This window comes from Mycolicibacterium grossiae (assembly GCF_008329645.1).
In the GTDB taxonomy this organism is placed as follows: Bacteria; Actinomycetota; Actinomycetes; order Mycobacteriales; family Mycobacteriaceae; genus Mycobacterium; species Mycobacterium grossiae.
Genome location: NZ_CP043474.1, coordinates 1,090,196 through 1,102,527 on the forward strand (window position 1 = coordinate 1,090,196; position 12,332 = coordinate 1,102,527).

General features: G+C 72.5%; 13 protein-coding genes. 1 reads left to right on the top strand and 12 read right to left on the bottom strand.

Annotated features, from left to right (window positions below):
- Positions 1 to 80: 80 nt before the first annotated feature.
- From FZ046_RS05345 to FZ046_RS05355, 3 genes are read right to left on the bottom strand one after another with little or no spacing between them, the layout of a single operon-like run.
- Positions 81 to 1,676: a phytoene desaturase family protein gene (locus FZ046_RS05345; RefSeq protein WP_070354464.1), complete on the bottom strand. Its 1,596-nt coding sequence runs from the start codon at positions 1,674 to 1,676 to the stop codon at positions 81 to 83.
- Positions 1,669 to 2,154, bottom strand: coding sequence for an SRPBCC family protein (locus tag FZ046_RS05350; protein WP_070354463.1), 486 nt, complete (start codon positions 2,152 to 2,154; stop codon positions 1,669 to 1,671). The genes FZ046_RS05345 and FZ046_RS05350 overlap by 8 nt, the downstream gene beginning before the upstream one ends.
- A 31-nt stretch (positions 2,155 to 2,185) precedes the next feature.
- The gene (locus FZ046_RS05355) at positions 2,186 to 2,977 is read right to left on the bottom strand and encodes an SDR family NAD(P)-dependent oxidoreductase (RefSeq protein ID WP_070354462.1); all 792 of its coding nucleotides are present in this window, start codon (positions 2,975 to 2,977) and stop codon (positions 2,186 to 2,188) included.
- 130 nt (positions 2,978 to 3,107) lie between these two features.
- On the opposite strand from FZ046_RS05355, the gene FZ046_RS05360 reads away from it, so the two are divergent.
- Positions 3,108 to 4,499 (top strand): protein adenylyltransferase SelO, encoded by a 1,392-nt coding sequence (locus FZ046_RS05360; RefSeq protein WP_246183012.1) that lies wholly within the window; start codon positions 3,108 to 3,110, stop codon positions 4,497 to 4,499.
- Positions 4,500 to 4,503: 4 nt separating this feature from the next.
- On the opposite strand, the gene FZ046_RS05365 is transcribed toward FZ046_RS05360, so the two are convergent.
- The 9 genes from FZ046_RS05365 to FZ046_RS05405 form a co-directional block, all read right to left on the bottom strand.
- Positions 4,504 to 5,721, bottom strand: a complete 1,218-nt coding sequence (locus tag FZ046_RS05365) for a DUF7373 family lipoprotein (protein WP_125939767.1) — start codon at positions 5,719 to 5,721, stop codon at positions 4,504 to 4,506.
- Between the two features lie 54 nt (positions 5,722 to 5,775).
- On the bottom strand, positions 5,776 to 6,711 hold the full coding sequence (locus FZ046_RS05370) for a M56 family metallopeptidase (RefSeq protein WP_070354460.1): 936 nt from the start codon (positions 6,709 to 6,711) through the stop codon (positions 5,776 to 5,778).
- On the bottom strand, positions 6,708 to 7,085 hold the full coding sequence (locus FZ046_RS05375; protein ID WP_070354459.1) for a BlaI/MecI/CopY family transcriptional regulator: 378 nt from the start codon (positions 7,083 to 7,085) through the stop codon (positions 6,708 to 6,710). Before FZ046_RS05375 ends, FZ046_RS05370 begins: the two co-directional genes overlap by 4 nt.
- 112 nt (positions 7,086 to 7,197) lie before the next feature.
- Positions 7,198 to 8,436 carry a L,D-transpeptidase gene (locus tag FZ046_RS05380; protein ID WP_070354458.1) on the bottom strand — a complete coding sequence of 413 codons (1,239 nt, stop codon included), beginning with the start codon at positions 8,434 to 8,436 and terminating at the stop codon, positions 7,198 to 7,200.
- Between the two features lie 81 nt (positions 8,437 to 8,517).
- Positions 8,518 to 9,183, bottom strand: a complete 666-nt coding sequence (locus tag FZ046_RS05385; protein WP_070354457.1) for a DUF305 domain-containing protein — start codon at positions 9,181 to 9,183, stop codon at positions 8,518 to 8,520.
- A gap of 3 nt (positions 9,184 to 9,186) precedes the next feature.
- Entirely contained in the window at positions 9,187 to 9,861 is a 675-nt protein-coding gene (locus tag FZ046_RS05390) for a thioredoxin-like domain-containing protein (RefSeq protein ID WP_246182906.1), read from the bottom strand.
- 21 nt (positions 9,862 to 9,882) lie between these two features.
- Positions 9,883 to 10,434, bottom strand: coding sequence for a hypothetical protein (locus tag FZ046_RS05395; protein ID WP_246182907.1), 552 nt, complete (start codon positions 10,432 to 10,434; stop codon positions 9,883 to 9,885).
- On the bottom strand, positions 10,435 to 11,595 hold the full coding sequence (locus tag FZ046_RS05400) for a zinc-binding dehydrogenase (protein ID WP_070354455.1): 1,161 nt from the start codon (positions 11,593 to 11,595) through the stop codon (positions 10,435 to 10,437). It lies immediately after the preceding gene.
- Positions 11,596 to 11,651: 56 nt separating this feature from the next.
- Entirely contained in the window at positions 11,652 to 12,293 is a 642-nt protein-coding gene (locus FZ046_RS05405) for a DUF3159 domain-containing protein (RefSeq protein WP_070354454.1), read from the bottom strand.
- Positions 12,294 to 12,332: the final 39 nt, after the last annotated feature.

A 12,332-nucleotide genomic window follows, 5' to 3' on the forward strand; every position in this document is an offset into this window, starting at 1 on the left:
TCCGTTCGACCGACGGCGCCCGCGAGCACCCGCTCGCGGGCGCCGTTCGTCGTCCACGCCTCGCGGCGCGTCCGCGCGTGTCAGCCCACCAGCAGGCGTTGCGCCGCGCGGGTGAGCCGGCGGCGGGGCCAACCGAATGCGCCGTCGGACGCCAGCGCCGCACGGGCGGCGTTGCGCCCGCAGACGCCGTGCACGCCGCCGCCCGGGGAGGCGCCGGCACTGCCGAGGAAGACGTTCTCGATGTGCGTCTCAGCACGGCCCAGGCCGGGCGCGGGCCGGAAGATCAACTGCTGGAACAACTGCGAGGTGCCGCCGTTGACCGCGCCGGTGTGCAGGTTGGCGTCGTTGGCCTCCAGATCCGAGGGCCGCTGAACGAGCTTGCCGACGATCCGCTCGGCGAACCCGGGCGCGTGCTGCTCGATCACCTCGTCGACGCGCTCGGCAACGATGTCCGCCGAGGCGTCGTCGGCGAGCCCACGCGGCAAATGCGTGTACGCCCAGGCACTCTCGGTGCCCGCCGGTGAGCGGGTCGGGTCGGCGGTGGTCATCTGGCCGAACAGCATGAACGGATGCTCCGGCAGCGTGCGCGTGTTGAGGTCGGCCATCCAGCGGATCAGACCGTCGTGGTCGGCGCCCAGGTGCACGGTGCCCGCCCCGGACAGGCTGCGCGAGCGCCACGGAATCGGTTCGCGCAGCGCATAGTCGATCTTCAGGACCGGGGTGTCCCAGACGAAGCGGTCCAGGCCGTCCGCGAACGCCGGCGGCAACGTCTCGGCCGGTAGCAGCCGCTGGTACAGCTGCGGCGCGGACGTGTCCGCGACGACGGCGCGCCGGCAGCGGACCGTGCGGCCGTCGGCGGTCCGCACGGCGACGGCGCGGCCGTTGCGGACCTCGATGGACTCGACGGGACGCCCGCATTCGACGCGCGCACCGGACGTTTCGGCGCGGCGCACCAGCGCGGCCGCCAGCTCCCCGGCACCGCCGACCGGGACGGGAAACCCGCCGTCCTGGGCCAGCATGATCAACAGGTAGCCCATCACGCCGCTGGCGGGCGCGTCGATGGGGACGTCGGCGTGCATGGCGTTGCCCAGCAGCAACAGACGTGCGGCGTCGCCGGCGAACAGGTGCTGTGCCATCACCCCGGCGGGCAGCAGCAGCAGGTGCACCAGCCGCAGCGCCTCGGCGGTGCCCAGCTCGCGCAGCATGCCGAGCGCGCCGCGCACCGGCGGGAAGGGCGCGAACAGCGCCCGCAGCAGCGGTTCCTTGATGCGCTGGTACTGCGCGAACAGGTCGCACCAGCGCTGCCCGTCGCCTGGGTGGTTCGCCTCGAGAAGCGTTGCGGTGGCATCGATGTCGCGATAGATCACCGGCGCGTCGGTGTCGGTGGCGCTGCGGGCGTGACCCACCACGGCCGGGGCGTGCGACCACCGCAGCCCGTGGTCGGTCAGGTTGAGATCGAGCAGCGCCGGCGACGCGACCGACAGCGGATAGAACGCGCTGTAGAGGTCGGTGACGTAGCCCGGCGTCACCTCGGCGCTCTTCACCGCCCCGCCCGGGGTGTCCTGCGCCTCGAGGACCACCACGTCCCAGCCGGCGTCCGCGAGCAGCGCCGCGGCCACCAACCCGTTGTGTCCGGCGCCGATCACCACGGCGTCGGCGGTCTCGCCGCTAGGCATCGTCGACGTCGGTCTCGCGTCGGCGTTCGGCCAGCGCCGCCAGGCGCCACGTGCACTCCCGATTGCGGGGGAACGCCGCGAGCAGCGCCGCCCGGTCCGGCAGCCAGCTCAGCGGCGGGGTGATCGGCACCTCGGACATCTCGATCCGGCACCCGCCATCGGGATTGTCGAACAGCCGCAACGTGATCCGCGCCTTGCCGAAGGGCCGGCCGTTGGCGATGAGCACCAGCTTCTCCTGCGGCACGCACGCATCGACCACCGTGCTGTCGTCGAGCAGCACCGGCCACACGCCGACCGAGTGGTGCAGCGTGCTGCCGACGCTCGGCCAGTCGGGGTCGACGGCGCGCATGCGGCTGTTGCCGACCACCCACTGCGAGTAGGTCCAGCCGTCGGCCATGACCTCCCACACCCGGGACCGGCTGGCCGTCGTGTCGCGCTTGACGGTGAGTTCCCTGTTCAGTTCCTCGGGTTGCGCCATGATGGATCTCCTCTCCCTGGTCGGTCGTGCGTCATCGGGACCCGAACGGCGTGACGAGCAGCCGGTTGGCCACCGCCTTCACCGAGTCGGGCAGCACGCGCGCCACCGCCCCGGTGGCCTTGCTGATCGGCGATGACGCCACGACCTTGGCGTCACCCCGCAGCAGCGCGTCGTAACCCTGCTTCGCGACGTGGGCGGGGTCGTCCTTGACCGGCAGTCGCGCCAGCGGCGTGTCGAGCATGCCGACCCGGCGGAAGAACTCGGTGTCGGTGGCGCCGGGCAGTAGCGCGGTGACCGTGACGCCGGTGCCGCGGAACTCGTCGTGCAGCGCCTCGGTGAACGACTGCAGGAACGCCTTCGACGCGTTGTACATCGACTGGTAGGACCCCGGCATCATCGCGACCAGCGACGACGTCACCAGCACGCGGCCGGCGTCACGACGGGCCATGTCGCGCAGCAGCAGCTTGGCCAGGGCGACCGTCGAGCGCACGTTGACGTCGACGATGCGCAGGTCCGCGTCGAGCCGGTCGTCGACGAAGCGACCCGCCCGGCCGGTGCCAGCGTTGAGCGCCGCGACGTCCACCGCACGTCCGCCCGCTCCGGCGGCGTCGTACACGTCCCAGACGCTGCCGGGTTCGCGCAGGTCCACCCGCACCGGGCGCACCTCGGTGCCGTGCCGCGCCAGGTCGGCGGCGGCGTCATCGAGCGCGGCGTCGTCGGCGGCGATCACCAGGTCGTAGCCGTCGGCCGCCAGCAGGTGCGCGAGTTCCCGACCGATGCCGCTGGACGCACCGGTCACCACCGCGAGACCCGTGTCGACCATGGCCCTGCGTCTACCCGGGAGCCGTCCGACCAAACGCCGGGCGCCCGTCCCCGGGCGTACCCTCGAGACGGTGAGTACCTCCGCGACCGCCCTCGTCCTCGACGACTGGTTCGCGCGCGAGCTGCCCGAGATGGCCGTCGCGTGGAAGGCCGCCGACGCCCCCGATCCGCGCCTGCTGGTCCTCAACGAACCGCTGGCCGCCGACCTCGGCCTCGACCCCGGGTGGCTACAGAGCCCCTCGGGCGTCGCGTTCCTGGTCGGCGCCGCCGTTCCGGAGGACGCGCACCCCGTGGCACAGGCCTACTCCGGGCACCAGTTCGGCGGCCTGGTCCCCCGCCTCGGCGATGGCCGCGCACTGCTGCTCGGCGAGTTGCGCACCGCCGACGGGCGACGCGTCGACGTGCACCTGAAGGGTTCGGGCGCAACGCCCTTCGCGCGCGGGGGCGACGGCCTGGCCGCCGTCGGGCCGATGCTGCGGGAGTACGTGATCAGCGAGGCCATGCACGGGCTCGGCATCCCGACCACCCGGTCGCTCGCGGTGACGGCCACCGGTCGCCGGGTGTACCGCGAGGAGTCGCTGCCCGGAGCAGTGCTCACCCGCGTCGCAGCCAGCCACCTGCGCGTCGGCAGCTTCGTCTACGCCACGCTCACCCGCAACGAGGACCTGCTGCGCCGCCTCGCCGACCACGCCATCGCGCGGCATCATCCCGCCGCCGCGGAGGCCGAGCGTCCCTACCTCGCCCTGTTCGAGTCCGTCCTGGCCGCACAGGCCGACCTCATCGCGCGGTGGATGCTGGTCGGCTTCGTCCACGGCGTGATGAACACCGACAACATGACGATCTCCGGTGAGACCATCGACTACGGGCCGTGCGCGTTCATGGAGACCTTCGATCCCGCAACGGTGTTCAGCTCCATCGATCGCGGCGGGCGGTACGCCTACGGCAACCAGTCGGCGATCGGCGCATGGAACCTGGCCCGCTTCGCCGAGACCCTGCTGCCGCTGATCGACGACGACCAGGAGAAGGCCATCGAGCTGGCCACCGCGACGCTCGGTGACTACGGCCCCCGCTACGAGGCTGCCTATCTGCGCGGCATGCGCGACAAGCTGGGTCTGGCAGACGACTCCGCGGCGACGACGGTGCTCAACGAGGCCCTGGAGTTGCTCGCGGCCAACCAGGTCGACTACACGACGTTCTTTGCCGGGCTGGCCGCGGCCGCGGCCGGGGACGCCGAACCGGTCCGCGGCCTGTTCGCCGACCTCCGCGGCATCGACGCGTGGCTCGGCAGGTGGACCGCGCTTGGGCCGGACGCCAGGCTGCTGCAGCGCATCAACCCGGTGTACATCCCGCGCAACCACCTGGTGGAGGAGGCCCTCGCCGCGGCCACCGGCGGCGACCTGGAGCCGCTGACCCGACTGGTCGACGTCGTCCGCGCCCCGTTCGGCGCGCGTCCGGGACTGGAGCGCTACGCCGAGGCCGCGCCGCCGGAATTCACCGACTACCGGACGTTCTGCGGCACCTGAGCGCTCACCGCGGCGCGGTGAGCATCACGTACTGCGCGGCGACCAGCTGGTGGGACTGCGTCAGATCCGGGGACTGCACCTCGATCGCGTAGCGGCCCGCCGGGGCGACGCAGTAGAAGCCGCTCGGGAATTTCAGGCAGCGACTCTCGGGCAGGTTGGGCACCGCGTCGGCCGGGCTGACGCCGTCGGTGGACACCTCCACGCCGAAGGAGTCGGCGACGTGGGCGGCGGCGGCCTCGTCCTTGGCTTGATAGACGTTGGTCTGCGCCATCGCGACGGCGTCGACGCCGTTCTCGTCGAACAGCTTCTTCGAGCCCACCGGGTTGCTCTGGAAGTGCAGGGCGCCGCGCGTGGTGTAGACCGCGTTCTTGGTCAGCGCGGTGTCGGTACCCCCGGGGATGGTCCGGGCCAGCAGGCCGGTCGGATCCAGCGGCACGTTGGCCAGCTCGTTCGGTGCCGTCGGGGTGAACTCGTCGATCGCCGGGCCCTGCGCGTCGACGGTCTTGCCGACGAGGTCGGCCGCGGCCTCCAGACCGTCGGCCGACTGCACCAGCTGCATCAGCACGTAGGGTCCGTGCGGCGTGAACGACCGGATGGTGTCCATGGTGGCGTTGCTGCCGCGGGCGGTGAACGGGTAGGTGGAGGCCTGCGCGTCGTCGTGCCCGCTGATCGTGGTGGGCGTCGGTTTCTTCCCCTGAATCGGCTGTTCCTGCGCGGCGCCGTTCATGTCCGCCGCCGCAGCCTTCGCCGCCTCCGGATCACCGAACCGCAGGACAGCGTTGACCAACACCTTCTTGTCCGTCTCCTGCCGGGCGGATGCGAAGCCGTTGATCATCGCGTGCTTTCCGGCCGCCGCCGCGATCTGCGTGGGGCCGAGTTGTTCCAGCCCCTGCGCGCCGTTGAGCAGGAACGAGCCACTGAGGTAGGGCGTGACGATGGCCTCGTCCACGTCCCAGGGTCCGACGACGTAGTCCGCCATGTGTTGGGCGTCGACCACCACGCCGGTACCGGGCTGTCCCGCGGTGCCCAGCGGCGGGCGCGGTGCGGTCGGGATCTTCCCGACGTCCAGCTTGTCCGCACTCACGATCGGCGGCGCCGGCGCGGTCGACGAGCTGGACGGCGCACCGCCCGCGGCGTCGGTGTCCCGAGACCCGCACGCCGTCATCGCCGCCGTCGTCGACAAGGCCACCAGCAACGCCGTACCCACCCTCAGCCACTGCATCGTGTCTCCCTCCTGCCACCGACCCGTACCCCCAACCTATCGGCCGGAAACTGCTCAGGGGTGGCAAACGAACGTCAACGCACCGGGGAGACAGACGATCACGGTGAACGCCGCCAGCAGCGCAACCTGCTGTCGCAGGCGTTCCGCGGCGTCGACGCCGGCGGCGAGCCGCCAGGCCCGGCTGGTCACGGCCACGTCGGCAACTCCCATACCCGAGCCCATCGCACCGCTCGCCGGGGGTCGCGCGGGACGCGCCAGGGTCACCAGGCTCGACAGCACCGCGTCGCGACCGCAGCGCCGCGTCGCCTCGTCATCGGCGCACATCTCGACCAGTGGCGCGACGGCCCGTACCGCCGCACCGAACAGCGGCAGACGCGGCATGGCCGCAGCGAGCGCCCGCAGCACCATCATCAGCTGCGGGTGACGAGCCGCCAGGTGTGCCCGCTCGTGCGCGACGACGGCCGCCAGCTGCGGTCCCGGCAGCACGTCGACGGCCGCCGACGTCACCACGATGGCGTCCGGCCGCCCGGCCACGCAGTAGGCGGCCGCGCGCGGTGCCGGTAGCACCACCACGCCCGGGTGCGGCGTCGTCGGTGCGCCGAGAATCCGTGCCGCACCAGCGTGTTCGACACTGCGGCTCCAGAACCGCCGCACCGTGCCCGCGGTGCGGCGCAGCACCACCATCGAGGCGACCGCCGCCGCGCCGAGACCGCCGGCCAGCGCGAGATCACCCACCGGACCGAGGTGGTGCACCGCCACCAGCAGGTGCAGGCAGAAGCGCGCGGGCGCCGGCCCGTGCCCCATGACGAACGCCGCCGCGATCCCGACGCCGGCCGCCAGCCACGCCGCCACCGCCAGGCCGATCGTGCTGAGCCACAGCGCCACCCCCAGCCGAGGACTGGCACCGCCCCGGGTCAGCCGGGTCAGCACGGCCGGCGCCGCGAACGTCAGCACCGCCGCGTAGCCGAGCAGACAGCCGACGGCGGTCACGACGGGGCCCGGCGGCGGGACGCCTTGCGCAGCGCCGCCCGCAGTCGCGCCGACTCCTCGTCCGAGATCTGGTCGAGGAAGAAGTTGAGCACCAGGTCCGCATCACCACCGGCCTGGAACGCGTCGCGCATCAGGTTCGCCGAACGCTGCTCGCGAGTCATCGTCGCCCGGTACCGGTAGGCCTTGCCGTCGCGGTCCCGCGCCAGCCACCCCTTGCGGAAGAGGTTGTCCATCGTCGACATCACCGTGGTGTAGGCAATCTCGCGCTGCGTCGACATCTCGTCGAAGACCTCACGCACCGTCACCGGATGCGGGCGAGCCCACACCCGCTCCATCACGACGGCCTCCAGGTCGCCGAAGCCCCTCTGCTGCAACGGTTCGCTCCTCGGGTCAGCTACGTGCCGGTCTCAGGCGCGCCCCGCCGTGCCGGTCTCAGGCGCGCCCCGCGCCGTGCCGGTCTCAGGCGCGCCCCGCGCCGTGCCGGTCTCAGGCGCGCCCCGCGCCGCCGCGCAGCCACACGTCCCACGGCACGCTCCAGTCCCCGTTCTGCCACTGCTCGAGCGGCTTGCCGCCGGTGTTGCGCACCTCGACGACGTCGCCGGGCTGGGCGAACTCGTAGAACCACTCGGCGTTCTCGGCGCTCAGGTTCAAACACCCCGCCGACACGTTGGTGCTGCCCTGCGCCCACACCGTCGCCTCCCGCTCGTGCAGGTAGATGCCGTCCGGGCTGATCCGCACCGCATGGGGCACGCTGATCTTGTAGCCCGACGACGAGTTCACCGGCAGACCGTAGGTCGAGGAGTCCATCAGCACCGGGTTCTGCTTCTCCATCACCGTGTACACGCCCGGCTGGGTCCAGAACGCGATCGTCCGTCCCCCAACGGTTTCGGTGCCGCCGCGGCCCATCGACGTCGGCATCGTCCGCACAAGGCGGCCGTCGACGTACACGCTCACCTGCTTGGTGCGGTCATCGGCGATCGAGACGTGCGAGCGGCCGATCCGGAAGCTCACCCGCTCGTCGTCGCCGCCGTAACGGCCGTTGCCGAGGTCGACGCCGTAGATCGCGGCGTCCACCGTCACCTCGGTGCCCGCCGGGTAGTACTCCCGGGGACGCCAGTGGGCCTTGCGCTCGTCGATCCACGTCCACGCGCCTTCGACGGGCGGGGACGTGGTGACCCGCATCCGGCTCTGCGCGGCGACGCGGTCGGTGACCGGCGCGTCGAACCGGGCGACCACCACCGTGCCGACGCCGTAGGTGCCGCCGTCGGCCAGTGCGGCACCGACCGTGGTCGTCAGGGCCACGCCCACCTCGTCGGAAGGGGTCACCGTGGTGAACGTCGACTCCCGCGTCGTGGTGGTCGCATTCGTGCCGCGCCCGGTGGCGCGGATCGCGTAGTCCCGGCCGTAGCCCAGCGGTTCGGTCGGCTGCCACGTCCGGCGGTCCGCGCTGAGCCGGCCGGCGACCGGCCTGCCGGCCTCGTTGGTCATCCGGACCTCGGTCAAGGTGCCCGCCGTCGCGGTCACCGACACGACGCCCACCGGTGCCACGTCCGTCGCGCCGGGCGCGGGCACGATGGCCAGCTCCGACCCCACCAACGGAGGCAGCGCGACGCCCACTTTCGCTGCGGCGGTGACGGTTTGGGGCGCGGAGCCACTCTGCATCCCGACCGCCAGGACGACGACCGCGGCCGCGGCGAGCCCGGCGAGCAGGCGATGGCGTGGCATGGTGACTCCGTGGGGACGAGCGGCGACTACGTACCAACATAGTAGATGGGCCCGGGTGCTGCCCGGCCGCGCGCGGCGCGCTCAGCGCAGCGGCAGCACCGGGGCATTGCGATCGCGCAGCATCGACGTCATCAGTGCGCTCTCGGAGTTCTGCGTCGCCAACATCTGCGTCGCGAGCGCGCGTACGTAGCCGGTCTCGGCGCGTTCGGCCGCGTCGGCGAGCATGTCCGTCCCGCCCTGGTGATGACGCAGCATCAGTTGTAGGAAGAGCACGTCGCGTGCCGCGGGGGCGGCGCGGCGCAACGCGTCCATCTCGGCCGGGCTCGCCATGCCGGGCATCGACGCCATGGGTCCGCTCATGCCGCCACCCATGCCGCCACCCCCCGTGCCGCCGCCACCCATGCCCGAGTGGTTCTCGTGCGCGGCCATCCAGCCCATGTGGCCGCCGGTCGGCAACAGCGGCTCGCCCCACGACGTCAGCCAGCCCTGCATCCGACCGATCTGGTTCTGCTGGCTGGTCAGGATGTCGTAGGCGAGGTTCTGCACCGCCGGGTCCGACCCGCCGGCCAGTTCGGTCGTCGCCATGTCGACCGCCTGCGCGTGGTGCACGGACATGTCGTGGGCGAAGCCGACGTCGACCGGTCCGTGCGTCGCGGCGGGACGCTCCTCACCGCGGAGCAGCCAGCCCGTCGCCACCGCGGCCAGCACCAGGAGCACCGCGCCGAGCAGCAGGAGTCCGCTGCGCATCGACTACTTCACCGGGACGGCGTCGGGCCCGGGCGGGCTCGGGTCGAACGGCGGCGGGTTGGCGACGTCGAAATACGGTGACGCACAACTGGCTCCTGGCTCCGGATACTGGCTCTCGTTGAGTCGCAGCTTCTCGATGAACTCGACCAGGCGGGGGTCGCTCGGGTCGTCGAGTTTCAGCTGATGGCCCCAGGACTGCACCGACAGCGCGCTGTCGAGACCGGGGTAGGGCGACATCAGCGTGTAGGGCTGCCCGTCGACCAGCAGCGCCAACCCGTCGACCTGTTCGGCGGAGAGGGCGTCGGGGTCGTAGGTGATCCATACGGCGCCGTGCTCGAGGGAGTGCACCGCGTTCTCCGAGCGGATCGCGGTCGGGTAGACGATGCCGGTGCAGGTCGCCCATACCTCGTCGTGGGCGCCGCCGAACGGGGGCGCGTGGTCGTAGGCGACGCGCTGCTCACCGGTCACGTGATGGCCCGGCTCGTACTGCTCGGTGACGATGCCGTCGATGTCGAGCGACGGGTCGGCGGCGGCGTCGGCCGGTGCGGCGGCGTCGTCGGAGGACCGCTGACCGAGCGTCAGCCACACCACGACGCCGATGACGAGCACCGCCACCACCGCGATGATGGTCCCCCACGGCCAGCCCGCCAGGATCCGGTTCGGTCGCTCGTCCGCCACGTCACCCACTGTAGCGGCCGCTCACCACAGCACACCGGAGCCGGACGAGACCACGAATCCGTGTGCGCCACCGGCGGTCTCGCAGTGCACCGTGCCCGGCGCCTCGACCGCGCAGCGGGTGGCGCCGTTGGTCAGCCGGTGCCCCGCGGGCAGCACGTCGACGTCGCGGGTGAAGGTCGGGGTCGGCCCGGGCTGGTACGCCGCGGGCCGGTTGCCCTCGATCGCCGTCTGGCCGGCGCCCGCCGGTGCGTCGCGCGGCACGAGGTCGCAGCCCACGATGCGCCCGATCGGCCCGATGCCGCAGCCGCGTCCCTCCGGGGTGCGGAAGTACACCCAGCCGGGGTCGGACTCCACGGTGTGGGTGCCGGTCCCGAGCGGGTACTTGTCGACGCCGTCGCCGCGCTCGGGTCCCGGCCGTGCCGACGTGGCGGTGTCCTCCTGCTCGGGCGGTGCGCCGCCGCTGCCGCACGCCGCCAGCAGCACCGCCGCGGCCAGCGCGGGCAGGGCCCGCGAAGTTACCCGGGCGGGCAGGGCCCGCAGAGTTGCCCGGGCGGGCAGGGCCCGCACCGGCACCTAGCCGACCCTCGCGTCGCTACCGGGGTCGATGAGGATCTTCGCGTGCGTCTCCGGGTCGCGCAGCGCGGCGAAGGCGCCGGCGACGCCGTCCAGCCCGACGGTCCCGGTGATCAACGGGCCTGCGTCGAGCTTCCCCTCGGCCAGCAGATACAGGGTGTCGCGGAACTCCAGCGGGGTGTAGCCGAACGCAAAGCGCATGTCGATCTCCTTGCTGATCGCCATGGCGGGGCGAAGTTCGTCACGTCCCATGCACACGCCGACGACGATCACCTGGGCGGCGAGCGGCGCGGCCGCGACGATGCCGTCGAGCATGCCGGGCACGCCCACGCACTCGAACACGATGGGCCGCTTGGGTCCTGCCGCGCCGAGGCGGTCCGCGACGCGGTACAGGTGCGACCACCCGGGGACGCGGCGCAGCTTCTCCATCGACCCCATGCCGAGCTCGTAGAGCGCCGGCGCCGAGGTGATCATGCCGCGCCGGTCGGCGAGCGCGTCGTAGGGCGACTCGACGGCCGGGTCAACGACCACGTGGGCCCCGCAGCGGGCGGCCAGCGCGCGGCGTCCCGGCGAGAAGTCGCTGGCGATGACGGTGCCGACGCCGAGCGCCGCGAGGTGGCAGATGATCGCGAGCCCCACCGGCCCGCAGCCGATCACGACGGCCACGTCGCGCTTGCCGACGTCGCTGCGGCGGACGGCGTGCAGCGCGACGGCCATCGGCTCGGTGAGCGCGGCGACGTCGGGCGACAACCCGTTCGGCACGACGAAGCTCATCGCCGCCTCGGCCAGGACCTGCTCGGCGTAGGCACCGGGCGCGCGGGGCGAGAGGCCCGTCAGGTGGACGCCACCGTCGGCGCGCAGCAGGGGAAACGAGACGACGCTCGCGCCGGTGCGGAACTCCTTGGTCACGCCGCGACCGCGTTCGACGACCTCGCCGCAGAACTCGTGCCCCATGACCACCGGGGTGTCCCCGCGCATGAAGTCCTCGTACTGGACCGCCGTCATCACCTCGGTGAGTTCGTCGGCGTGGTCCTTGGCGTGCAGGTCGGATCCGCAGATGCCACAGCGGGTGACGTCGAGCAGCAGTTGGCCGGCGGCGGGTCGCGGGGCGGGCAGGTCCAGGACCGACAGCTCACCGCGCAGGCAGCTCACGGCCCGCATCAGTGGCGCGCTTCACATCGGGGCACGACGTCAGTATGCCCGGCGACGGCCACGGCTCAGGCGCGCGCCTCGTCGCCCTCGGCCCGCGTGCGCGGCAGGGCCCGCAGCGCTCGGCGAACGGAGAGGTAGATGACCGTGGAGGTGAGCAGGAAGATCGGCCAGCCCATCGCGATCCGGGCGATGGCGAGCAGACCCTCCTGATCGGTGTCGTAGAAGTGGTACTGCACCAAGAAGCGCGTCCAGGAGGCGATCGCCATGACGGCGGTGGCGAGGTCGAAGGCCCGGCGCACGGCAGGCGTCCGGCGCCAGGTGGTGTCACGGCCGGTGAACCAGGCGAAGCCGACGCCGATCAGCGGCCACCGCACCACCAGCGAGACGGTGAAGACGATGCCGAGGACGAGGTAGGTCCAGATGCCCGGCAGGTAGAAGTCCTTGGTCCGCCCGGTCACCAGCGCGAACGCCGCGCACACGACGACGGTGGTGAAGCCGTGCAGCGAGGGCCGCAGCGATTCCTTGCGCGCCAGCTGCCAGACGAGGACGGCGGCCGCGGTCGCCAGCGAGGAGATCACCGCCGGTTGGAGGCCGAAGGTGCCGCTGACGGCGGCGAAGACGGTGACCGGCAGCGACGTGTGGATCAGGCCGCGGACGCCGCCGACCCGGGCCAGCAGCGCCTCGACCGGTGAGCGTCGGTCCGTCACCTCGTCGAGGGTACCGATCTCACCGGTCGCGCCGGCCGC